The 21,238-nt window shown below is 55.9% G+C and carries 21 protein-coding genes; 8 read left to right on the plus strand and 13 right to left on the minus strand.

Going from position 1 to position 21,238, the window contains the following annotated elements:
• Nucleotides 1–57: 57 nt before the first annotated feature.
• From dapE to AACY09_RS03675, 3 genes are read left to right on the plus strand one after another with little or no spacing between them, the layout of a single operon-like run.
• On the plus strand, nucleotides 58–1,200 hold the full coding sequence (gene dapE, locus AACY09_RS03665) for a succinyl-diaminopimelate desuccinylase (RefSeq protein WP_339486122.1): 1,143 nt from the start codon (nucleotides 58–60) through the stop codon (nucleotides 1,198–1,200).
• Complete coding sequence (locus AACY09_RS03670; protein WP_339486123.1) at nucleotides 1,197–2,036, plus strand: putative RNA methyltransferase; 840 nt, start codon at nucleotides 1,197–1,199, stop codon at nucleotides 2,034–2,036. The genes dapE and AACY09_RS03670 overlap by 4 nt, the downstream gene beginning before the upstream one ends.
• Before the next feature lie 36 nt (nucleotides 2,037–2,072).
• Nucleotides 2,073–2,447 (plus strand): hypothetical protein, encoded by a 375-nt coding sequence (locus tag AACY09_RS03675; protein ID WP_339486124.1) that lies wholly within the window; start codon nucleotides 2,073–2,075, stop codon nucleotides 2,445–2,447.
• A gap of 55 nt (nucleotides 2,448–2,502) precedes the next feature.
• On the opposite strand, the gene AACY09_RS03680 is transcribed toward AACY09_RS03675, so the two are convergent.
• Entirely contained in the window at nucleotides 2,503–2,712 is a 210-nt protein-coding gene (locus AACY09_RS03680; RefSeq protein ID WP_339486125.1) for a cold-shock protein, read from the minus strand.
• A 508-nt stretch (nucleotides 2,713–3,220) separates the two neighbouring features.
• Between AACY09_RS03680 and plsB the strand changes: the two genes are divergently transcribed.
• Nucleotides 3,221–5,704, plus strand: a complete 2,484-nt coding sequence (gene plsB, locus AACY09_RS03685) for a glycerol-3-phosphate 1-O-acyltransferase PlsB (protein ID WP_339486126.1) — start codon at nucleotides 3,221–3,223, stop codon at nucleotides 5,702–5,704.
• A gap of 154 nt (nucleotides 5,705–5,858) precedes the next feature.
• On the opposite strand, the gene AACY09_RS03690 is transcribed toward plsB, so the two are convergent.
• A complete protein-coding gene (locus AACY09_RS03690; protein WP_339486127.1) occupies nucleotides 5,859–7,505 on the minus strand; it encodes a phosphoethanolamine transferase in 1,647 nt (548 codons plus the stop codon).
• Nucleotides 7,506–7,836: 331 nt separating this feature from the next.
• Between AACY09_RS03690 and AACY09_RS03695 the strand changes: the two genes are divergently transcribed.
• Nucleotides 7,837–8,469: a LysE family translocator gene (locus tag AACY09_RS03695; protein WP_339486128.1), complete on the plus strand. Its 633-nt coding sequence runs from the start codon at nucleotides 7,837–7,839 to the stop codon at nucleotides 8,467–8,469.
• Between the two features lie 64 nt (nucleotides 8,470–8,533).
• Nucleotides 8,534–8,869, plus strand: a complete 336-nt coding sequence (locus tag AACY09_RS03700; protein WP_339486129.1) for a cupin domain-containing protein — start codon at nucleotides 8,534–8,536, stop codon at nucleotides 8,867–8,869.
• Here AACY09_RS03700 and AACY09_RS03705 read toward each other — a convergent pair.
• Nucleotides 8,851–9,246, minus strand: coding sequence for a DUF488 domain-containing protein (locus AACY09_RS03705; protein ID WP_339486131.1), 396 nt, complete (start codon nucleotides 9,244–9,246; stop codon nucleotides 8,851–8,853). The genes AACY09_RS03700 and AACY09_RS03705 overlap by 19 nt on opposite strands.
• Before the next feature lie 65 nt (nucleotides 9,247–9,311).
• Between AACY09_RS03705 and AACY09_RS03710 the strand changes: the two genes are divergently transcribed.
• On the plus strand, nucleotides 9,312–9,974 hold the full coding sequence (locus tag AACY09_RS03710) for a COG3650 family protein (protein WP_339486132.1): 663 nt from the start codon (nucleotides 9,312–9,314) through the stop codon (nucleotides 9,972–9,974).
• Nucleotides 9,975–10,099: 125 nt separating this feature from the next.
• Complete coding sequence (locus tag AACY09_RS03715; protein ID WP_339486133.1) at nucleotides 10,100–11,716, plus strand: NAD(P)/FAD-dependent oxidoreductase; 1,617 nt, start codon at nucleotides 10,100–10,102, stop codon at nucleotides 11,714–11,716.
• A gap of 41 nt (nucleotides 11,717–11,757) precedes the next feature.
• On the opposite strand, the gene AACY09_RS03720 is transcribed toward AACY09_RS03715, so the two are convergent.
• The 10 genes from AACY09_RS03720 to AACY09_RS03765 all read right to left on the minus strand — a co-directional run bounded on the left by AACY09_RS03720 (nucleotide 11,758) and on the right by AACY09_RS03765 (nucleotide 21,105).
• Entirely contained in the window at nucleotides 11,758–12,267 is a 510-nt protein-coding gene (locus AACY09_RS03720; protein WP_339486134.1) for a GNAT family N-acetyltransferase, read from the minus strand.
• Entirely contained in the window at nucleotides 12,264–13,355 is a 1,092-nt protein-coding gene (locus tag AACY09_RS03725; protein ID WP_339486135.1) for a PLP-dependent cysteine synthase family protein, read from the minus strand. Before AACY09_RS03725 ends, AACY09_RS03720 begins: the two co-directional genes overlap by 4 nt.
• A 34-nt stretch (nucleotides 13,356–13,389) precedes the next feature.
• Nucleotides 13,390–14,298 (minus strand): DMT family transporter, encoded by a 909-nt coding sequence (locus tag AACY09_RS03730; protein ID WP_339486136.1) that lies wholly within the window; start codon nucleotides 14,296–14,298, stop codon nucleotides 13,390–13,392.
• A 139-nt stretch (nucleotides 14,299–14,437) separates the two neighbouring features.
• Nucleotides 14,438–14,770: a Na+/H+ antiporter subunit G gene (locus AACY09_RS03735; RefSeq protein WP_339486137.1), complete on the minus strand. Its 333-nt coding sequence runs from the start codon at nucleotides 14,768–14,770 to the stop codon at nucleotides 14,438–14,440.
• A gap of 8 nt (nucleotides 14,771–14,778) precedes the next feature.
• On the minus strand, nucleotides 14,779–15,048 hold the full coding sequence (locus AACY09_RS03740; protein ID WP_339486138.1) for a K+/H+ antiporter subunit F: 270 nt from the start codon (nucleotides 15,046–15,048) through the stop codon (nucleotides 14,779–14,781).
• Nucleotides 15,033–15,536, minus strand: a complete 504-nt coding sequence (locus tag AACY09_RS03745) for a Na+/H+ antiporter subunit E (protein WP_339486139.1) — start codon at nucleotides 15,534–15,536, stop codon at nucleotides 15,033–15,035. The genes AACY09_RS03740 and AACY09_RS03745 overlap by 16 nt, the downstream gene beginning before the upstream one ends.
• Nucleotides 15,533–17,038: a monovalent cation/H+ antiporter subunit D gene (locus AACY09_RS03750; RefSeq protein ID WP_339486140.1), complete on the minus strand. Its 1,506-nt coding sequence runs from the start codon at nucleotides 17,036–17,038 to the stop codon at nucleotides 15,533–15,535. The genes AACY09_RS03745 and AACY09_RS03750 overlap by 4 nt, the downstream gene beginning before the upstream one ends.
• Nucleotides 17,035–17,364 (minus strand): Na+/H+ antiporter subunit C, encoded by a 330-nt coding sequence (locus AACY09_RS03755; protein WP_087517786.1) that lies wholly within the window; start codon nucleotides 17,362–17,364, stop codon nucleotides 17,035–17,037. The genes AACY09_RS03750 and AACY09_RS03755 overlap by 4 nt, the downstream gene beginning before the upstream one ends.
• Nucleotide 17,365: 1 nt before the next feature.
• Nucleotides 17,366–20,158 (minus strand): monovalent cation/H+ antiporter subunit A, encoded by a 2,793-nt coding sequence (locus AACY09_RS03760; RefSeq protein ID WP_339486141.1) that lies wholly within the window; start codon nucleotides 20,156–20,158, stop codon nucleotides 17,366–17,368.
• Between the two features lie 482 nt (nucleotides 20,159–20,640).
• Complete coding sequence (locus AACY09_RS03765; protein ID WP_339486142.1) at nucleotides 20,641–21,105, minus strand: outer membrane lipoprotein; 465 nt, start codon at nucleotides 21,103–21,105, stop codon at nucleotides 20,641–20,643.
• Nucleotides 21,106–21,238 lie beyond the last annotated feature (133 nt).

Here is a 21,238-nt window from a genome sequence, read left to right on the forward strand (position 1 = left end):
GTCGTCGTTTTGCTTTAAGATGGCGGCCTTTCTGCTTTATGCCGCTCAGGAGCCGCAATGACTGCCCTCTCCCCGACACTCGCACTCGCCTGCGATCTAATTAGCCGGCCATCCGTCACCCCAGTTGACGAAGGCTGCCAAGAACTCATGACGCGCCGCCTGAGCGACTCTGGTTTCAAAATAGAGCCGATGCGCATCGAGGAAGTTGATAACTTCTGGGCCTTTCGCGGTCACGCTACCGGCCCGGTGCTGTGCTTTGCCGGGCACACCGATGTGGTACCCACTGGCCCGCTGCAAGCCTGGCAACACAAGCCGTTCGACGCCTTGATCGACGAACAGGGCATGCTCTGTGGCCGCGGCGCTGCAGACATGAAAGGCAGCTTGGCCTCGATGATTATTGCAGTTGAGCGCTTTGTCGCGGACCACCCAACGCATAACGGTGCCATCGCATTTCTGATCACCAGTGACGAAGAAGGCCCGGCCCATCACGGCACCAAGGCCGTCGTGGAGCGTTTGTCGCAGCGTGGCGAGCGCATGGATTGGTGCATCGTCGGCGAGCCATCGAGTACCACATTGGTAGGCGACGTGGTCAAGAACGGCCGTCGCGGCTCACTCGGCTGCACACTCACCGTGCGCGGCGTGCAGGGCCATGTGGCCTACCCGCACCTGGCCAGGAACCCGATCCACCTGGCAACGCCGGCGCTGGCTGAATTGGCGGACACTCACTGGGATGATGGCAACGACTTCTTCCCGCCGACCAGTTTCCAGATCTCTAACCTGAACTCAGGCACCGGCGCGACCAATGTAGTGCCCGGCGAGTTGACCAGTATCTTCAACTTCCGTTTCTCGACCGAATCGACAGTTGATCAACTGCAACAGCGCGTTGTGGATATTCTCGACAAGCATGGCCTCGACTACCACCTTGAGTGGGCACTGTCCGGCCTGCCGTTTCTGACCGAGCCTGGCGTGTTGCTCGATGCTGTCGCCGACAGCATTCGCAGTGTGACCGGCCGTGAGACCAAGCCGAGCACCAGCGGCGGCACCTCGGATGGGCGCTTTATCGCCACCATGGGCGCGCAAGTGGTTGAGCTTGGCCCGGTCAATGCGACCATCCATCAGGTCAACGAACGCGTACTGGCGAGCGACCTCGATGTCTTAACCGAAATCTACTACCAAACGCTGGTCAATCTGCTGACATGACCGAGCATCCACTCACTGTAAGCGATCACCAGGGGCTTATCTGCCCGCTCTGCCAAGGCGCGCTCAGGCGGGTCGATAAAACCGTGGTTTGCCCGGCAAATCACCGCTTTGACCGCGCGCGCCAAGGTTACCTGAACCTGCTGGCGGTACAGCATAAAAACAGCCGTGATCCCGGTGACAACCAGGCCATGGTTGAAGCGCGACGCAGGTTTCTCGATGGAGGCCATTATGCGCCGCTCGCAGTGCGCCTGGCACAGCTTGCGGCTGGCTTCGCCCCGGTGCAGTGGCTGGACATTGGTTGTGGCGAGGGCTACTACACTGCACAAATCGCCCAAGGGCTGCCTGATGCCAAAGGTTATGCCTTGGATATCTCCCGTGAAGCGGTTAAACGTGCCTGCAAGCGCGCGCCCGAGGTTGAATGGGTCGTCGCCAGTATGGCCCGACTGCCGCTGACAGAAGGCAGCTGCCAGCTGTTGGCCAGTGTATTCAGTCCACTGGACTGGCAAGAAGCCAAGCGGGTACTCGCACCCAAGGGTGGCTTGCTGCGCATGGGTCCAACAAGCAATCACCTGATGGAGTTACGCCAAAAGCTCTATGATGAGGTTCGCGATTACGACGACCAAAAGCATCTCGAATTAATACCCGAGGGCATGCAATTGGCGCAGAGTGAGACCCTGAGCTTTACCCTCAAGGTCGAAACCGAACAGGCCCGAGCCGACTTGCTGGCCATGACCCCACACGGCTGGCGCGCCAGTGCAGAACGACGTGCCACAGTAATCGCAGAACCATTAGAAGTGACAGTGTCCATTCGTTACGATTGGATAGTGCGTACTTAAACGTTCGCGAACCTGCCTATTTAAGGACCCATTGCCATGCGCCAACCGGATATCGAGATTTACCTGAAAGATGCGGACCACAATGCCGTTGCCGAGTGGTTGAGCACGGCACTCGGTCCCTGCACGCCGTGGCAACAAAAAGGCCAGACCTACAAATGCAGCGCAGGGGATGTACCCGTTACATGGCTGCCCAAAGCGGTCGGCAAATGGAACAGTTTATTTCTCGAAAGTGATGCCACCCCTTGGCAGGATGACCTGAGCTGCGCGCAAGCCGCATTCGCCGCACTTGATGTTGAAGTACGCTGCGCCCCGGGCGGCTGGGAAGAGGAAGAAAGCGATGAACAAGCTGATCGCTGGATGCGCATCAGTAACGATGGCGTCGAAGAAATCACCTGGCGCACAGGTAACTAAACCGCCACACTAAAAAACCCGGACAACGTGCCCGGGTTTCGTTGCCACTCAATCATTACAGACCCGCAACATCCTCAGCCTGTAAGCCCTTCTGACCTTCGGTTACCGCGTACTCGACCTTCTGGCCTTCTGCCAAAGAGCGGTGCCCGTCACCCCGAATAGCCCGGTAGTGAACAAACACATCGGCGCCGTCTTCGCGCTGAATAAAGCCATAACCCTTGGCGTCATTGAACCACTTAACGGTTCCTACTTCACGATCAGCCATTACCCACACTCTCCAACTGCAGTTTTTTATTGTCCCGAAGGGAATTGCGCGGCGCGCTAATTAACGTACGGCTCTGGTAAAGGTCGATCTGCATAACGTGCAAGATCAACCGTAAACCTCGGGTATTTGCTGCAAATCGCTGCAAATGCATCCGGCTGCCGAACCTCGAGTATAAAACAAGGATTGTGACTGAAAAGCACTTTTTCCAATCGATTAAAGGCCATACCCGACAAGCTCTACAGCTTTATGCCACGAGCCTTTGCCGGCATAACCGGCAAAAAACAGTGCCGCCCGACAACGTGACACAGCGCACAAAATCATAACTTTGATGCCGTTACTGGGCGCTGTGCGCGGGTCGTATCTGCCGTCAAATGCCTTGAATGACAAAAACCAGCCTCCACCCCAGATATTTATGCGTTATACAGCGAAGAATTTTGCCCCGCAGCGGCCGATCCGGCACACTAGCGACCCCGAGCTGTTGCTCGTTTTTACAGCCTGCAGACTTCGTATGACCCGCTCCCCGTTTCGCCGTCTTGTGTTCGGCACAGTGCGCCGCCTGCTGTACCTTTGGGTACGCTCGGAAACCATCAATCAATCTGCCTTTACCCTAAAGCTCGACCGCAGCAAGCCGGTGTTGTTTGTCCTGCAGAAGCCGTCAATCAGCGACCTTGCTGTACTCGACACTGAGTGCCGAAAAGCGGGTTTACCGCGCCCGGTGCTGCCTGTCGCCGTGGGCGACTTGATGGAGCCCGCTGCTTACTTCTACCTGAATCCGCCTTCTGGCTGGTTTGGTCGTCAGAATAAACGCGGAATCTCACCGACCCTTGATCGCGTGGTCAGCGCCCTCAGCGAAAGCAGCATTGATGATGCACAAATAATTCCGGTCAGTGTGTTTTGGGGCCAGTCTCCCGACCGCGAGACCAGCCCTTGGAAACTGCTGTTCGCGGACAGTTGGGCCGTCACCGGACGTTTACGGCGCGTGGTCAGCATTCTGATTCTGGGGCGTAAAACCCGTGTGCAGTTTTCACCGCCGATTGACATGCGCGAACTGGTCGCACAGAACAAAGGCCATGAACGCACGCTGCGCATGGTTCAACGGATTTTGCGCGTGCATTTTCGCAACCAGAAAACCGCAGCCATTGGCCCGGATGTATCGCACCGGCGCAATCTGGTCAAAGGCCTGATCCACGGCCCACAAGTACGCCAGGCAATCGCCGAAGAAGCTGAGCGCGAGGGCATTCCCGTCGATAAGGCGGAGGCGCAGGCCCTGCGCTACGGCAATGAAATAGCCTCGGACTACACCTACACGGTGATCCGTTTTCTGGAAGTGGTGCTGAGTTGGTTCTGGAACAAAATCTACGACGGCATCAAGGTTAACCACATCGAAGGGGTGCAAGACGTCGCCCAGGGTCATGAGGTCATTTATGTACCTTGTCACCGCAGCCATATCGACTACCTGCTGCTCTCGTACCTGCTGTTTCGCAATGGCTTGACTCCGCCGCACATTGCCGCGGGCATCAACCTCAATATGCCGGTCATCGGTGGCTTGCTCCGGCGCGGCGGTGCGTTCTTTATGCGCCGCACCTTCAAGGGTAACCCTCTGTACACCGCCGTGTTCAACGAATACCTGCACACCTTGTTCAGCAAGGGTTTTCCGGTTGAATACTTCGTTGAAGGCGGTCGCTCACGCACGGGACGCATGCTCCAGCCAAAAACCGGAATGCTGGCAATTACCCTGCGTAGTTTCTTGCGTGACAATCGCCTGCCGGTGGTGTTTATACCGGTGTACATCGGTTACGAACGCGTACTCGAAGGCCGTACTTACCTGGGTGAGTTACGCGGGGCAAGCAAAAAGAAAGAATCGATTTTTGATATTTTCAAAGTGATCGGTGCACTCAAGCAGCGCTTCGGTCAAGTCTGGGTCAACTTCGGTGAGCCCATTAAACTGGCAGAGTTTCTCGACAGTGAGCAACCCGACTGGCGCAAGCAAACCCTCGCCCCGCAGTTCCGCCCGGACTGGTTGAGTGCAGCCACCAATCGACTCGGTGACAAGGTCGCCCAGCACCTAAACGAAGCCGCAGCCATAAACCCGGTCAACCTGGTCGCCTTGGCATTGCTGTCTACCAGCAAACTGGCGCTGGATGAACGCGCGCTGACGCGCGTACTGGATCTGTACCTTGAACTGCTACGCAGCGTGCCCTACTCACCGCACACGACATTACCCGAAGGTAATGGCCAAGCGCTGATCGAATACGTCATAGGCATGGATCTGTTGGCCGAGCAAAAAGATGCGCTGGGCAAGATTCTCTACCTCAACGAGCACAATGCGGTGCTGATGACCTACTACCGCAATAACGTGCTGCATATCTTTGCCCTGCCCGCGTTACTTGCCAGCTTCTTCCAGAGCAGTGCACGCATCAGCCGCGAGCAAATCCTGCGGTATACCCGCGCTCTGTATCCCTATTTGCAGTCTGAACTGTTTATCCGCTGGGACCTTGATCAGCTTGATCAGGTGATTGACCAATGGCTCAACGCCTTTGTCGAGCAAGGCCTGCTCAAGGCAGAGAACGAGGCGTTCATACGTCCTGCACCAAGCTCACGTCAATTTGTGCTGCTGACCTTGTTGTCGCGGGCCATTGCCCAAACCCTGCAGCGCTTCTACATGGCCATTGCACTGCTGCTTAATGCAGGGCAAAACACCATCAGCGCTGAAGAGCTGGAAGACCTGTGCACCGTCATGGCCCAGCGTTTGTCAATTCTTCACGGCCTTAACGCCCCAGAGTTTTTCGACAAGAGCCTGTTTCGCCACTTTATCCAGACCCTGATTGACCAAGGCGTATTACGCCAGGATGAAGCGGGCAAGTTGAGCCACCACCCCTTACTCAGTGAACTGGCTGAGGGTGCGGCAAAACGGGTTCTGCCTGCAGAGCTCCGACTGTCGATTCGCCAAGTCACAATGGATCAATCTGAAGAGCTAAACGACACGCCTTGAACAATGTCATCGTTGCCAAGCTTGGCTCGCAAAATACGGCCCGAGTCTAGCCGAAGCCACAACAAATCAGACTAATCTCGCTTGAGTCAATCCCAAAAAAGCTCGCATCACCCACGCTGGGTGGTGCGAGCTTTTAATTGCGGTAACTGGCCGACTAATTGAGCGCTGTTGCAGCTTCTGGAGGGATAATCGAGGCTTGGTTGACCGCTTTGCAACTGCGAAACATATCCAGCTCAGGGCGGAACACCGAGGTTTGCACGGCCATTAAATCAAGCACTGAGTGAAACAGGTTGTCTTGTGAGAATGGCTGATCTTCAAGACCTGCCATGCACTGACTCTGGATACCGTTGTGGTTTTTAATACCCTCCGACAACCACAGCACCATCGGAATATGGGTTTGTTCCTCAGGTGCCATCGCGTACGGCAAACCATGCAGGTACACCCCATTCTCCCCCAATGACTCGCCGTGATCAGAAAGGTACATGAGCGCGGTATCAAAGTTGTTTTGGTTTTTCTTCAGCAACCGCACTGTCTCAGCGACCACATGATCGGTGTAGAGCAAGGAGTTGTCGTAAGCGTTAACTATGGTTTCACGGGAGCATTGATCCAACTGGCTGCTTTGGCAAACCGGGGAAAACTTGCCGTATGCCGCCGGATAGCGCTTGGCATAAAAAGGACCGTGACTGCCCTTCATGTGCAACACCACAACGGTGTCATCTTTTAAGGTGTCGATATAGGCCTGCAAGCCACTCAATAGTGCATCGTCATGGCACTCACCATCAGCGCAGAAATCGGCCAGCTTGAGGTGCGACACATCTTCGGTTGGCACCCGATCACAAGCCCCCTTGCAACCCGAATTGTTGTCACGCCAGAGCACGCCCACACCCGCGCGCTGCAAAATATCCAACAAGCCCTCACGATTTTTGGCATAGGCCGACTTGTACTCATCGCGGCCAACATCCTGGAACATGCACGGCACCGAGACGGCCGTTGCAGTGCCACAGGAGCTTACATGGGTGAAGTTGAGCACCCCTTCCCTGGCTAGCTCCGGACTGGTGTTACGCGCATAGCCATCGAGGCCAAAGTTAGCCGCCCGCGCCGTTTCCCCGACCATGATCACGGTTAACCGCGGCTTGCGGCTGGCACCCACCTCAAGAATCCGGTGCGCATCGGCGCCCACAATTTCGAGTTTGTCCGGCGCTTTGAGTTCATTGCGCACATAGCTGTGCACTGCCGAAACCACATTGGAGGGCGTGAGCATTAAGCGGATTTCACGGTGATTACGAAACAGCGAGGCGTAGGACTGGTACTGAGTCATGGCGATTGCGCCGATGCAGGCGGCAGCGACGACGACGCTGACCAATTTCATGGTCAGCTCACGACTCATGCTACGTTTTTTGATGCGTACACGGGTCAGCAACAAAGCTGGCAACACACCTAAACCGACAATCCAGGCAACCATCTGCACCGTGAGCAACTCGGTGGCTTCAGCTGGGTCAGTCTGCAAGACGTTGGTAAGCATGTCGGCATCGATAACAATCCCGAAGCTGCTCATAAAATAACTCGCCGCAGCCGATACAACGAGTGCAATTGCCAGCACCGCTTTGGTCAGATGCCCCCAGGCCAAAACACTGAGCAAGATAAAGGTCCACATCAATGCGAATAACGGCAAACTGGCGATAAACACAGGATTGCCATTACCCCAACCACCGATACCCGCCCAGATCGTGCGCCAGAACGGCATATTGGCGAACAGGATTAACCAAACAGCCACCACAAGCGTCAACACAGGACGACTCATGGTGACTGTCCAAGCCGAGAAACGTGATTTATGACTGGAGCTTTCAGAGGTGTTTTTCACTGCTGATCCCGCGTATGAACCGATAATGGCTCGTACGTTAATCAGCTGACTGTTAGCCCGATGTCGGGCCAACGTGAAAAAAACGTTGCTCAGCTTAAAAAATACAGGCAAACCAAGCGCAAGGTACCGCCTAAACGCGACTGGCAACTATTCGATAAATACGGGGTAGCGGCTAGGTGCATTAACTGCTAAATAGGCGTCAAGATAGCTAAAACCAATCTGCTGAAAAACCACGCTACCCCACTGATGTTGTATTTAAGGACCGGCGATTATGCTCGGCATTCAGAATCTGGAGCTTTTCATCATCGCCGGTTTGCTGGTCAATATGGCCCCGGGCCCCGACTCGTTACTGGTGATGACGCGTGGCGCGGCTCAGGGCTGGAGAGCAGGCTCTGCCGCTGCATTGGGCATTGGCAGCGGCACCTTTATTCATGTGTTTGCCGCCGCACTGGGCTTGTCGGCATTGCTTGCCGCATCAGCTACCGCGTTTATGCTGGTCAAATACCTGGGCGCAGCCTATTTGCTGTATATCGGCATTAGCATGCTGTTGAGTAAAAGCCGAAAACCCGAAGTTCAGTCGGCAGCGGCATTGACGCCACGCAGCTATGGCCGACTGTACCTGCAAGGCTTTTTGACTAATGTGCTCAATCCTAAAGTCGCGGTGTTCTTTCTCGCCTTTGTCCCGCAGTTCATCACCCCACAGGCCGAACATAAAGCCCTCGCCTTTATCGTGCTGGGCTGTATCTTCAATTTCAATGGCATGCTCTGGTGCCACTTTCTTGCAATCTCGGCAGCGTATGCCAGCCGCCGCATTCAAGCCAGCCAGCGACTGGTGCTTTGGCTCAACCGGACGATTGGCGCCCTCTTTGTTGCGTTGGGCCTGAAGCTGGCAATGTCCAAATAAGGCCAAGCCAGACAGCTTTGTGGTAAAACTGGCTTACTGCTACACAGCCAACATGGAGGTTGAGATGCCCGGTAATTACCCCGATAAAATCAGATCTCTGCCGCTGTTCGACGGCCGCTTCGATGCCTACAAACTTGCCGCTACTGGCGCAGATATATTGTTCGCATCCTATCCAGCAGGCACAGCAATACCTGCGCATACTCACGACAGCGACAACTATGGCGTGATCATCCGCGGCGAATTGATCCTGCACATGGACGGTAAAATTCAGCGCTTTGGCGTGGGCGACTGGTATCACGTACCGGCACAGGCCAAGCATGCCGCAAGCTTTGAGGTGGAAACCGACGAAGTTGAACTCTGGTTCAAACCCGAATCACAGACTCACAGCTCATTGCCATAGCACACGGCTGAACTGGGACGATCACGTCGATCCAATGCTTGCTCTAAAAATTCGGCGAGCACCTGCGCATTGTTGTGCTGGGTGTCTTTAGCGCCATAGAGCAGTGTCAGCGTGCCTTGCTCGCTGATATCCAGCAGCGCCATCCAGTGTTCCGGGTGCTGGTTAAGCGCTTGCCAGTAGCTGTGCCGAAATGCAGCAAAGCGATCTGGCTCGTGGGCGAATTGCTTGCGCAACTCGGTGCTTGGCGCCAGTTCCGGTAACCATTTATCAAGCCCAAGCGCCGCTTTGCTCACGCCACGGGGCCACAATCGATCAACCAGAATGCGCTGACCATCACTTGGCTCGACGCGGTCATACACCCGCTTACATTGAATCATTGAGCTGACCCTTGTGGTGGGCTACTGGCACCGGTAACGTGTTGCGACTTGCCCGGAGACTCCTGATGCGCCTACGCCGTACATTGTTGTTCACGCTACTCCCCTTATTCGCCAGCTGCCAGGTTTACACCGGCAAACCGGTCGATGAACAAGCTGCAATGACCCGCCTGCAGGGCCAACTGTATTTCAGCGGCGAACAATTAATCTTTACTCCATGCGCTGAAAAACGCCAGTTCGTTATCAAGGATGACGGTTCCAGCCGCTTGCGTGAAGATGCCAAAACCCTGCTAGCCGATGGCGCATCCAGGTTAAAGGTTGATATGCGAGGTCTGCTGGCTTCTGCACAGAGCAATGACGGCTCATTCAAACCTGACACCGTGTATCGCCTGCAACGCGAGGGCGACCTGTGTGAGGATCTGGCTTACCGCCTGACCAAAGTGCGCGCCAGTGGCCATGAGCCTGACTGGAATCTCGGCGTCAGCGCACAGGGCCTGTTACTCGAACGACCAGGACAAAAAGACCTGGTATTGCCCTACCTTGAAGAACAATTACCTGAAGGCCGCATGAGCATCTCCAGCGAAGCCAATGGCGATCGCGTTGAGCTCTGGGTCACACCGCAGCATTGCGTAGACAGCATGAGCGGCGCGGTCAGCCACCTTAGCGCTGAGTTGCGGGTTAACGGCCAAGTCATGCGCGGCTGCGGTTTCTTTGGTGGCGCACAGCCCTGAATAACAACACAGACCATTAATCAGAGCCGCTCTGAATCCACTGAGCGGTGACGGGTATAGGGGCGTATAATCGCCGGCTTACACTAGCTGCCGGGTTACCTCCGGCCCTGATATTGGGTTGTCCGATGTTACGAATCACTGAACTGAAACTCGCGCTTGATCATCCTGACGAAGCCTTGCGTCCTGCCGTTATCGAGCGCTTACAAATTGCCGATAGCGATTTGCTTGATTTCACCTTGTTCAAACGCAGCTACGATGCCCGGAAAAAATCCAGCGAAATCCAGTTCATCTACACCATCGACTGCACCTTGGCTGATGAAGCTGCAGTGCTGGCCAAGCTCAGTGATGACCGCCATATCAGTATTTCACCCGACACCCAATACCAAGCAGTTGGCCGCGCCGAACAAACCCTGGAACAGCGCCCGCTAGTCGTCGGCTTTGGCCCCTGTGGGATTTTTGCCGCACTTATTTTGGCCCAGGCCGGATTGCGTCCTATCGTGCTCGAACGCGGCAAAGAAGTTCGCCAGCGCACCAAAGATACCTGGGGGCTGTGGCGCAAAAATGTGCTGAATCCTGAGTCTAATGTGCAGTTTGGCGAGGGCGGTGCTGGCACCTTTTCCGACGGCAAACTGTACAGCCAGATCAAGGACCCCAAGTTTATTGGCCGTAAAGTCCTTGAAGAGTTTGTTAAAGCCGGCGCCCCAGAAGAGATCATGTACGTCAGCAAGCCGCATATCGGCACCTTCCGCCTGACGGGCGTGGTTGCCACCATGCGCGAAGAGATCAAGGCCCTTGGCGGTGAAGTACGCTTTGAGCAGCGGGTCAGCGATGTGCTGATTGAAGACGGCCAGATGCAAGGCGTGGTCCTCGAGAATGGTGAGCAATTGCTCAGCCAGCACGTTATTCTGGCCCTCGGTCACAGCTCGCGGGACACCTTCCGCATGCTCCATAGCCGTGATGTATTTATGGAAGCCAAGCCCTTCTCGGTTGGCTTTCGCATTGAGCATCCCCAGTCGCTGATCGACCGCTCGCGTCTCGGCAAGTACGCCGGTCATGAAAAACTCGGCGCGGCGGATTACAAACTGGTGCATCACGCCAAAAATGGTCGCTCGGTCTACAGTTTCTGCATGTGCCCGGGCGGTACCGTTGTCGCGGCGACGTCCGAGCCCAATCGCGTGGTCACCAACGGCATGAGCCAATACTCGCGCAACGAGCGCAATGCCAACGCCGGTATCGTCGTGGGCATTACCCCCGAGCAAGACTTTCCGGGCGGTCCACTGGCCGGTATCGAACTGCAAGAGCGCCTGGAGTCGCACGCCTATGTCCTTGGCGGCAGCACCTACGAAGCCCCCGGCCAGTTGGTCGGCGACTTTATTGCCGGCAAACCCTCGACCGCACTGGGCACAGTTGAACCCTCTTACAAGCCGGGGGTTAAGCTGGGTGATTTGTCGCCGTCGCTGCCTGATTTCGCGATTGAGGCAATTCGTGAAGCCCTGCCTGCTTTCGACAAGCAGATTCGCGGATTCTCAATGCATGACGCCGTGCTCACCGGGATTGAAACCCGCACCTCATCACCGCTGAGAATTACCCGTAACGCCGAGATGCAAAGCCTGAATGTAAAAGGCTTGTTCCCCGCCGGTGAAGGTGCAGGTTACGCAGGCGGAATTCTTTCTGCCGGGGTTGATGGCATACGCGTTGCCGAGGCTGTTGCCCGCAGCATGCTTGGTCTGAACGAAGAGTAGAACCATAAGAGACGCAGGTCAGCGCAACGCTGACATGTGCTTCACACCCTTATGCAGCAGACACTGGTGCGCCCCGAACCATTCGGGCGACGGGCTTTGTCATCGAAACAATCGATCTCGACAAAACCAGCCTTGCGCATCATTCCAGCAGAGGCTGCGTTCTCTTCGTGACGGTCTATGTAGATATCCTTGATGCCCTGCTCCGCCAGTTTATCGACCGCAGCCAACAACAGCCGTGAGCCCAAACCTTGTCCTGCCGCTTGCCGCGCGATGACGGCTTCGCAGATATAGGCATGCTGCTGATGATTGCGTTCAAGCGGCTGGTAGTGGGCTAAATGATTTGCCAGTCGATAGCTGACAAAGCCCAGCATTTCAGTGTCGTTGCTGGCCAGTATCGCCTGTACCTCACCACTGGCAATCGCCTGCAAATGTTCGCGCACTTCAGCCGGCGGCAGGTGATTCCAGGGGTTTGGACCGTGCTCGAAAATCAGCGTGCAGAGGGCGTCGATATCCGCGGCATTAGCCTGACGCAGGCTGATATCTTGGCTCATAACCCTGTCACCGCCATGGTCGGTAGCGCTGCACCTTCTTCTGCACAGGCACGAATCACTTCGATCAAGGGCCCCAACTCGAACCCCTGCGCCTGCAACCAGGCATCATCGTAGTAAGTGGCGGCGTAGCGCTCTCCGCCATCACATAAAATAGCCACGATTGAACCGGTTTGCTGCTGCGCAAGCATATGCTGACCCACTTGCAAGGCACCGACTAGGTTAGTGCCACTCGACCCCCCGACACGACGCCCCAGTTTACCCGCCAGGTAATGCATGGCAGCCAGTGACAAGGCATCGGGCACCTTGCCCATGGCGTCGATCACCGAGGGCAAGAATGAAGGTTCGACCCGCGGTCGGCCTATGCCTTCAATACGCGAGCCACAATGCCAGGTCTGGCTGGCGTCGCCGTTGCGGTAATAGTCGTAGAACACAGAGTGCTCGGTGTCGGCGCAGAAGACCTTGGTGCACTGCTGGCGATACCGCACATAACGGCCCAGGGTCGCCAGCGTGCCGCCGGTGCCTGCACTGGAAACCAACCAGCTCGGCTCGGGATGACGCTCAAAGCGCAGTTGCTGGAAGATCGATTCGGCAATGTTGTTATTGGCCCGCCAGTCAGTCGCCCGCTCGGCATAGGTGAATTGATCCATAAAATGCCCGCCTGTCTCGCGCGCCAAGCGTTCTGATTCGGCTGATATCTGTGCCGGGTCATCCACCAAATGGCACTGCCCCCCGTAAAAGCTGATCTGCGCGATCTTCTCTTTTGAGGTGCTGGCGGGCATGACGGCGATAAATGCGACCCCCAATAACCGTGCAAAGTAAGCCTCGGAAACGGCAGTCGACCCGCTCGACGCTTCAATCACCGGCGCGCCAGCCTTAAGCCAGCCATTACACAAGGCATAGAGAAACAGCGAGCGTGCAAGGCGGTGCTTGAGGCTGCCCGTTGGGTGGCTCGACTCATCCTTAAAATACAGGTCGATTCCCGGCAGACCAGGCAGGTCGAGTGGAATCAGGTGCGTATCGGCGCTGCGCTGAAAGTCAGCCTCAATGATGCGGATGGCTTCCCGACTCCAGGCTCTCAAATCACTCACCGCTGTCTCCTAAGCTGTTTTTATTGAATTAATGTTAGTCGAGCACGCCGGCCGGAAGGGGCGGCGTGTTACGCCATTGGCTCAAGCCGACACCGGCAAAGACCAACCCAACAGCGCAAACCTGCATGAAATTGAGGCTTTCACCCAGCACCAGCATCGCCATGATCAGGGTAAAGACCGGAATCAGATTAATGAAACCCGAAGCCTGGCTTGCCGGCAGACGGCTTACGCCAAAGTTGTATAACCCATAACCGCCGACCGTGACGACGATGCCCAGATAGACCAACACAAGCATGCCCTGCAGGCTAATACTCTCCGGCATCGGCGCCTGAGAAGCGGCAACCGGCAAGAAAAACAGCGCGCCTATAAACGCCTGCATAGCCGTAAGCATAAATGCCGAGTAACGCTCGGACAGGTGCTTGAGCAACAGGGTGTAGCCTGTGGCACAAATCATCGCCAGAAATTCGTAGAAGTTGCCCAGCAATGGATTCACCGCATGCTCATCGGCACTGCCAGCCAAGCTCAACCAAACAGCGCCGACCACTGCCAGGCTGAAGCCGGCCAATGTAGTGCGGGTGGTGCGCTCGCGCAAAAATACAAACGCCGCAACGGCAACCATCAAGGGCAACAGAGCCGTGATCATGCCGGCTTGCGAAGCGCTGGTATTCTGCAAGGCCAGGGCCTCGAAGATGAAGTACAGGCACGGCTCACACGCTGCCAAACCCACCAGGTACTTCCAGTCGCCTTGGCGATAGTCAAACCGGCCACGCCAACGCCAAGCCAACAAGAACACCAGGCTACCGAGCAGCATGCGGCCGAAGATCACCCACAACGGTGGGAGCTCAGCGAACGCCAGTTTCAGGGCGATAAAAGAGCTGCCCCAGATCGCCATTGCACTTATCAGGCAGACAACTGCCACACCTCTGCCCTGCGCCGAACTCATAAATAACCTCGCCAATTGAGGTCACAGTGTAGAGCCAGCAGGCGTTAGGCGACAGATACAGTCAAGTGTCGAAAGTGTGCGGGTAGCGCGTGCAGATGTTGCTGCACGGCGTACTCGGTGCTGGGGTTCAGAGGGGGGCTTACTGATCCCAGGGTTTGCCGCTGGTATTTTCGTTGATCCGCAGTTTTTGCTGCATCGCCGCTTTTGCCAACATATGGGCACTGACCGGTGCGGTGATAAACAGAAACAAGGTTATCAGCAGTTCGTGAAAACTAAAGCCATCACCCCGCGCACCAAAATAAATCAATGAGGCAATGACCATACCCCCGACACCCAAGGTAGTTGATTTGGTGGGACCGTGCAGACGCATAAAAAAGTCGGGCAAACGGTAAAGCCCCAGCGCACCAACGAAGGCAAACAGACTGCCGATAATCAGAAACAGCGAAACCAGTGCTTCAATCCAGATATTCATGGCCGTCCCTATTCGATGATATCGCCGCGCAGCAGATATTTAGTCACTGCCACGGTGCCAATAAAGCCCATCACTGCAATCAGCAGCGCCGCTTCAAAATATAAATCCGAGCCGAGCCAGATTCCAAACAACACCAGCAAGGCAATCGCGTTGATGTACAGGGTATCGAGTGCCAGAATCCGATCGGGCATATCTGGGCCTTTGATCAGCCGAGCGACAGTCAGTGACAGCGCCAAACCCAGAAATACCAGGCAAATGGGGATCACGTAGTCGAGCATGTGAACACCTCCAACAGGGGGGCTTCGTAACGGTTCTTGATCTCAGCCACCAACTGCGCTTCATCGCCGACATCAAGGGTGTGTACCAGCAGCATCTTGCGGTCGTCACTCAGGTCGGCAGAAACCGTACCCGGGGTCAGCGAGATGATACTGGCGAGCATGGTCAGCGCCAGATCATCCTCAAGCAGCATAGGAATCTCGACAAAGGCTGGCCGCAGCTTGCTTTGCGGCCCGAGTATCAGCTTGGCCACCTGCAGGTTAGCCATGATGATGTCACCAATAATACGCAGGAAAAACCAGCACAGCTTGAAGGGTTTGTAGATGCGCGGTGGCGTGATCCAGAACACTTGGGTAATCAGCGGAATCAACCAGCCCAGTATGCAACCCAGCACCCAGTTGCCAACACTCAGATCATTGGCCAGCAACATCCAAACCACCATCAAGCACAGGCTTAACAGCGGATGCGGCAATAAATGGCGAGGCTTCATGCGCCACCTCCGGGCTGAATAATCTGGTAGTACAGCGGCAGGTCATGCAATTGACTCACGGTCGCATGAAGGTAATCCAACAAGGGTTCAGCCAGCCCGACTATGACCGGGCTCAACACCAGCAAGCCGATGCAGGCGAAAAGACGGCCATAATCCAGTTCGGCGCTGTCCAGTTGGCTTACGCCAACGCGCCAAAACAGCGTGCTGCCCGCACGACTCAAGGCAATGACGGTGATCAGTCCGCCAACCAGCACCACTGGCCATAAAAATGCCATTTGCAAGCCCGGCTCAACCGAGCGCAGCAACAGCAACTTGCCGATAAACCCAGAAAGCGGCGGCAGACCTGCTATCGAGATAGCACCGAAAAAGAACAGTGCGCTGAGTATGTACGGATTCTGCAACTCGGGCCCTTGCACCAGCTCTGTGGTTTTTACCCCGCGCTGGCGCGAGATTAAGTCAGCCAACAGGAATAACCCGCCGGAAACCCAAGTGCTGTGCAACATGTAATACAGCGCCGCTGTTGTCGACTCGGGGGTGCCAATCGCTAAGCCGGCGAGCATTGTGCCGACTGAAACCACCACCAAATAAGCAATCAGATTATGCAAAGTGGTTGCCGCCAGAGCCCCAATTGCACCCAAGCCGATCGTTAGCAGAGCCAATGGCCAGAGCCAGGCGTCTGCCATATTGGCCAAGGTGCCGGCATCATCACCAAAGATCAGCGTATAAACCCGCAGAATCGAATACAGCCCGACCTTGGTCATAATCGCAAACAGCGCAGCAACTGGCGCGGTGGCCGAGGCATATGCCCTTGGCAGCCAGAAATACAGCGGCAAAAAAGCAGCTTTGAGGCCAAATACCACCAGCAACATAAATCCCGCAGCGCCAATCAGCGGCGCCTGATCGGCGCTGGCAACGGCTACCCGCTGCGCCATGTCAGCCATGTTCAAGGTGCCAGTAATGCCGTAAAGCACGCCGACAGCAATCAGGAAAAATGCCGACCCCACCAGGTTCAACACCACATAATGCAAACCTGCGCGAACACGGTCGGGCCCACCGCCATGCAATAGCAGCGAATAGGACGCGATCAGCAGGATCTCAAAGAACACAAACAGGTTGAACAAGTCAGCGGTCAAAAACGCGCCGTAAATACCCATCAACTGGAACTGAAACAAGGCGTGGAAATTACGGCCGCGCTCATCATCCCCACGGGTCGCATAGAGCAAGGCGAAGAAACTCAGCACTGCAGTCGCGACCAACATCAGCGCGCTGAGGCGGTCGAGCATCAGAATAATGCCGAACGGTGGCTGCCAGTTACCCAGCGCATAGAGTTGCAAATCACCCTGATCGGCTTGAGCCATCAACCAAAAGCTCAACGGCAGCATGATTAGCACGACTGAAAACGACATCAGACGTTTTACCGGCATACTCAATCGTGCGCCAAACAACAACATACTGCCCACGAACATTGGCAGTAGAATCGGCAGGATCAACGCATGATTCATGGCTTGCTCTCCTGGCCATCGACGTGGTCGGTCTCAGTCTCACCGACACTGCGCAGAGCCAGGACCACAACAAATGCAGTCATCGCGAAGCCAATCACAATAGCGGTCAGTACCAGCGCCTGCGGGAGTGGGTCACCGTACTTGCCGTTCTCAGTGATCACCGAGGCAACGCCAGTTTGCAACCGCCCCATGGCAAACAGAAACAGGTTAACCGCATAAGATATAAGCGTGAGTCCCATTACCACGGGAAAGGTGCGAGCGCGTAATAACAGGTAAACGCCACTCGCGGTGAGAATGCCGAGCACTGCGGCGAATAATGCTTCCATGTCAGAGAACCTCTTGTCCGGGCTTTTCTTGGGTCAACTTTCCCAAGTTCGCAAGAATCAGCAGCGTTGCCCCGACGACTGTCAGGTACACACCCAGATCAAACAAAATAGCGGTTGCCAGTTCGATCTCACCAATCAACGGGATCTCGAAGTGGCCAAAGGCCGATGTCAAAAAGGGTCGGTCAAACAACCAACTGCCAAGGCCGGTCAGCCCTGCGATCAAGACACCGGCACCTGCCATGCGGTGATAGTTGAGCGGCAATCGGGATTGTGTCCACTGCACGCCACTGGCGACGTATTGCAGAATTAGCGCGACAGAGGTGATCAGGCCCGCGATAAAACCGCCACCCGGCAAGTTGTGGCCACGCAAGAAGATAAACACCGAGATCAACAGCGCCATCGGCAGCAATACCCGTGACAGGGTTGCGAGGATGAGTGGATGGCGTTCACGCGCCCAACTGCGGCCTTCAGCGTCCGCCTGCGGTTGAATCAGACGCAGGCCATCAAGCATCGCATAAATGCCGACACCGGCAATCGCCAGCACGGTCACTTCACCCATGGTGTCAAAGCCACGGAAGTCGACCAGAATCACATTGACCACGTTATGACCGCCACCGCCACTGACGCTATTGGCAAGGAAGAAGCCCGAAATGGTTTCATAAGGCCGGGTCAAGACTGCAAACGCCAGCATGGCGATCATCACGCCACAACCGATGGCCAGAATGAAGTCGCGCAAGGCGCGCATGCTGCTCGATTCCATTCGGGTCTGCGCAGGCAAGAAGAACAGCGCCAGCATTAGCAGCACGATAGTCACCACCTCAACCGAGAGCTGAGTCAGTGCCAGATCGGGGGCGGAGTAACGGGCAAACGCCAAAGCAACCATCAAACCGACAACGCTGAGCATCAACAGCGAAACCAGGCGCTGGCGGTGGAATATCACGGTAATCAGCCCCGCCAGCGCCATGATGCCCAGCCCCAGTGCGGTGATGCCATCAATCGGCGTCAACGCCACTGGGCCCTGCATTTGCGGCAACGGCCCCAGCGCAAGCGTGACCACCACCAATGCCGAGCCCAGCAACAGGGCTAAATAGTGCTGCAATGAACCGGTCTCGAGGCGTCGGGTAACCAGCTGACAAAAACCAACAAATGTCACCATGCCCTGATCGAACGCCATCTTGGCATCCATAGCCGGTAAGCCGGCATACCAGCGAAACAAGGGCTGGCGGAAGGTATAAACCAATACGCCCCCCACCGTCGCGGCAAAACTCATCAACAGCGGCAGGTTCAGGCCATGCCAGATGGCCAGACTGTACTCAGGCAACTCGCCGCCCAAGCTTGACGAAGCCGCAGCAGCCAGTAAGGGAGCAACGGTATACGCCGGGACTATGCCCACAAGCAGGCAAATAAATACCAGGATTTCCACCGGCACCTTCATGTACCGCGGGGGTTCATGAGGTGGGTACTTCGGCAGATTGATCGGCTCGCCATTAAAGAATACGTCGTGGATAAAACGCAGCGAGTAAGCCACCGAGAAGCCACCCGCCAGCGTCGCAATCGCAGGAATTGCCCAGTCAAAGCTGCCGAGCATGTGCTGATTAAGGGTCTCGCTGAAAAACATTTCTTTACTGAGGAAGCCATTGAGCAGCGGCACACCGGCCATTGCCAGCGCGGCAACCATGGCCAACATCGCCGTGTGCGGCATGTATTTCCACATACCGTTAATGCGCCGCATGTCGCGACTGCCAGTTTCGTGATCGATAATCCCCGCGGCCATAAACAGCGAGGCTTTGAATGTGGCGTGGTTAATAATATGGAAGATAGCGGCAACCGCACCCAGCTCGGTGTTCAAGCCAAACAGCAAGGTGATCAAGCCGAGGTGGCTGATAGTCGAGTAAGCCAGCAATCCTTTGAGGTCATGCTGGAACAGCGCCATGCATGCGCCAATCAACATGGTCGCAAGCCCCGTAAGGCTGACGATGTAGAACCATAGATCAGTGCCCGCCAATGCCGGGTACAGCCGCGCTAGCAGGAAAACCCCGGCCTTAACCATGGTCGCCGAGTGCAGGTAGGCCGAGACTGGGGTTGGCGCCGCCATCGCATGGGGCAACCAGAAATGGAAGGGGAACTGCGCCGACTTGGTGAAAACGCCCAGCAGCACCAAGACCAGAACCACCGGGTACAAGGCGTGGGCACGTATCGCGTAGCCTGCGGCCAGCACCTGCGAAAGCTCGAAACTACCCGCAATATGACCGAGCAACAGGACACCGGCGAGCAACGCCAAGCCTCCACCACCCGTGACGGCCAACGCCATGCGCGAGCCTTTGCGCGCATCGGTACGTGAATTCCAAAAACCAATCAGGAGAAAGGATGAGAGGCTGGTGAGTTCCCAGAACATCACCATCAGCAGCAGATTTTCTGAGAGCACCACACCAAGCATGGCCCCCATAAACAACAGCAAGAAGGCAAAGAAACGCCCCATCGGCTCTTGCTTTGAGAGGTAATAGCGCGCGTACAGAATGACCAGCAGACCAATGCCAAGGATCAATATGGCGAATAGAAAACCAAGGCCGTCCAGGCGCAAGCTAAGGTTGAGTCCTATCTCAGGCAGCCATTGCACACGGGCCCTGACCATGTCGCCAGCAAACACTGTTGCCTGCTGCGACATCAACAAAACCAGTGCCGCGAGCGGCGCAATGCCCGCTGCGACGGCACATGCCGATCGCCCCAGCCGGTCGGCCATTAGCGGTAAGATCACCCCGAAAAAAGGCAAGGCGATAATTAACGCAAGCACCATATACAAACCCCTTGTGCAAGCACGCGGTGCAATCGCCGCGACTTGTAAACATCCATTGGCCAACCAGATGGCTTGGCGCCATCCCGCTGAAACGTCCATCGGCGGACAATCTGCCTAGTGCAGATCATAAGTGCCTGTAGAAGCTCGACTATTTGCTGATTATCCATGCCTATGGAGCCAGCGTCATGAATAGAATTATTACTAAAACTCTAGAGCATGTTTAATTGTAGCCGTGCAGCATTTTATACCCTTGCGAATCGGGCATCAGCACAGCCTTGTCAACCGGGCAATTGCACACAGATCGGCGCGCCAACATAAGCTGCGAACCGCTGTTGCAACAGCATTTTCAGGGGCTAAACACACTGCGCGATGCAGCCAATAATCGTCTGGCTGCATGCTTTATCAGGCATGTGCATAGGCCCAGGAACAAGCCAACGCACATAAAGCAACGGGGCAGCGGGGCTGCCGCCGTCATGTGAACGCTAAGGTGCTACGCGGCTTGTGCCGTTCACAGTCATGATGCGTACACGCTGCCCTACCTGGAACACCTGGTTCTCTTCAACCGCCTGCACGTAGGCACGCATGCTGCCGTCATCTTCGCGCACGGTGATCTCTACACCTTGAGTACGGGTAAAGCCTTCTTCGGTTACGGCGCCCAACAGGCCGCCAGCAACAGCACCAATCACTGCAGCAACCGCACTGCCGCGCCCGCCACCGATTGTGCTACCCGCCACACCGCCAACCACAGCGCCTGCACCGGCACCAATTGGGGTCTTGGTACCTTCGATTTTCACCGGGCGCAGCGATTCGATAGTCCCCAGGCGCACGGTTTGCACTTGACGAGCCTCATCGCGGCTATAGCTGTCACCGGTCAGGCTGGACTGGCAACCACCCAACATCAGGGCCAAGGCAGCAAACGAAGCAATGAGCAAATTGGGTTTACGCATAACAATTCCTCCAGTGAGTATCACTGCATTAGACCGCGTCTTGCTGAGTGCAGTCACGGCCTTAATCAACAATAACTTAGGCTCCGCTGAAAAAGGTAACGCAATCGTTGCCGGCAATTTCATTGCCGACAGC

The organism is Pseudomonas sp. EL_65y_Pfl2_R95, assembly GCF_963971045.1.
Classification (GTDB): domain Bacteria; phylum Pseudomonadota; class Gammaproteobacteria; order Pseudomonadales; family Pseudomonadaceae; genus Aquipseudomonas.

Excerpts from the sequence above, each read along its gene's own strand:
- dapE (WP_339486122.1), top strand. The coding sequence starts at position 58 with ATGACTGCCCTCTCCCCGACACTCGCACTCGCCTGCGATCTAATTAGC.
- AACY09_RS03670 (WP_339486123.1), top strand. The coding sequence starts at position 1,197 with ATGACCGAGCATCCACTCACTGTAAGCGATCACCAGGGGCTTATCTGC.
- AACY09_RS03675 (WP_339486124.1), top strand. The coding sequence starts at position 2,073 with ATGCGCCAACCGGATATCGAGATTTACCTGAAAGATGCGGACCACAAT.
- AACY09_RS03680 (WP_339486125.1), bottom strand. The coding sequence starts at position 2,712 with ATGGCTGATCGTGAAGTAGGAACCGTTAAGTGGTTCAATGACGCCAAG.
- plsB (WP_339486126.1), top strand. The coding sequence starts at position 3,221 with ATGACCCGCTCCCCGTTTCGCCGTCTTGTGTTCGGCACAGTGCGCCGC.
- AACY09_RS03690 (WP_339486127.1), bottom strand. The coding sequence starts at position 7,505 with ATGAGTCGTCCTGTGTTGACGCTTGTGGTGGCTGTTTGGTTAATCCTG.
- AACY09_RS03695 (WP_339486128.1), top strand. The coding sequence starts at position 7,837 with ATGCTCGGCATTCAGAATCTGGAGCTTTTCATCATCGCCGGTTTGCTG.
- AACY09_RS03700 (WP_339486129.1), top strand. The coding sequence starts at position 8,534 with ATGCCCGGTAATTACCCCGATAAAATCAGATCTCTGCCGCTGTTCGAC.
- AACY09_RS03705 (WP_339486131.1), bottom strand. The coding sequence starts at position 9,246 with ATGATTCAATGTAAGCGGGTGTATGACCGCGTCGAGCCAAGTGATGGT.
- AACY09_RS03710 (WP_339486132.1), top strand. The coding sequence starts at position 9,312 with ATGCGCCTACGCCGTACATTGTTGTTCACGCTACTCCCCTTATTCGCC.
- AACY09_RS03715 (WP_339486133.1), top strand. The coding sequence starts at position 10,100 with ATGTTACGAATCACTGAACTGAAACTCGCGCTTGATCATCCTGACGAA.
- AACY09_RS03720 (WP_339486134.1), bottom strand. The coding sequence starts at position 12,267 with ATGAGCCAAGATATCAGCCTGCGTCAGGCTAATGCCGCGGATATCGAC.
- AACY09_RS03730 (WP_339486136.1), bottom strand. The coding sequence starts at position 14,298 with ATGAGTTCGGCGCAGGGCAGAGGTGTGGCAGTTGTCTGCCTGATAAGT.
- AACY09_RS03735 (WP_339486137.1), bottom strand. The coding sequence starts at position 14,770 with ATGAATATCTGGATTGAAGCACTGGTTTCGCTGTTTCTGATTATCGGC.
- AACY09_RS03740 (WP_339486138.1), bottom strand. The coding sequence starts at position 15,048 with ATGCTCGACTACGTGATCCCCATTTGCCTGGTATTTCTGGGTTTGGCG.
- AACY09_RS03745 (WP_339486139.1), bottom strand. The coding sequence starts at position 15,536 with ATGAAGCCTCGCCATTTATTGCCGCATCCGCTGTTAAGCCTGTGCTTG.
- AACY09_RS03750 (WP_339486140.1), bottom strand. The coding sequence starts at position 17,038 with ATGAATCATGCGTTGATCCTGCCGATTCTACTGCCAATGTTCGTGGGC.
- AACY09_RS03755 (WP_087517786.1), bottom strand. The coding sequence starts at position 17,364 with ATGGAAGCATTATTCGCCGCAGTGCTCGGCATTCTCACCGCGAGTGGC.
- AACY09_RS03760 (WP_339486141.1), bottom strand. The coding sequence starts at position 20,158 with ATGGTGCTTGCGTTAATTATCGCCTTGCCTTTTTTCGGGGTGATCTTA.
- AACY09_RS03765 (WP_339486142.1), bottom strand. The coding sequence starts at position 21,105 with ATGCGTAAACCCAATTTGCTCATTGCTTCGTTTGCTGCCTTGGCCCTG.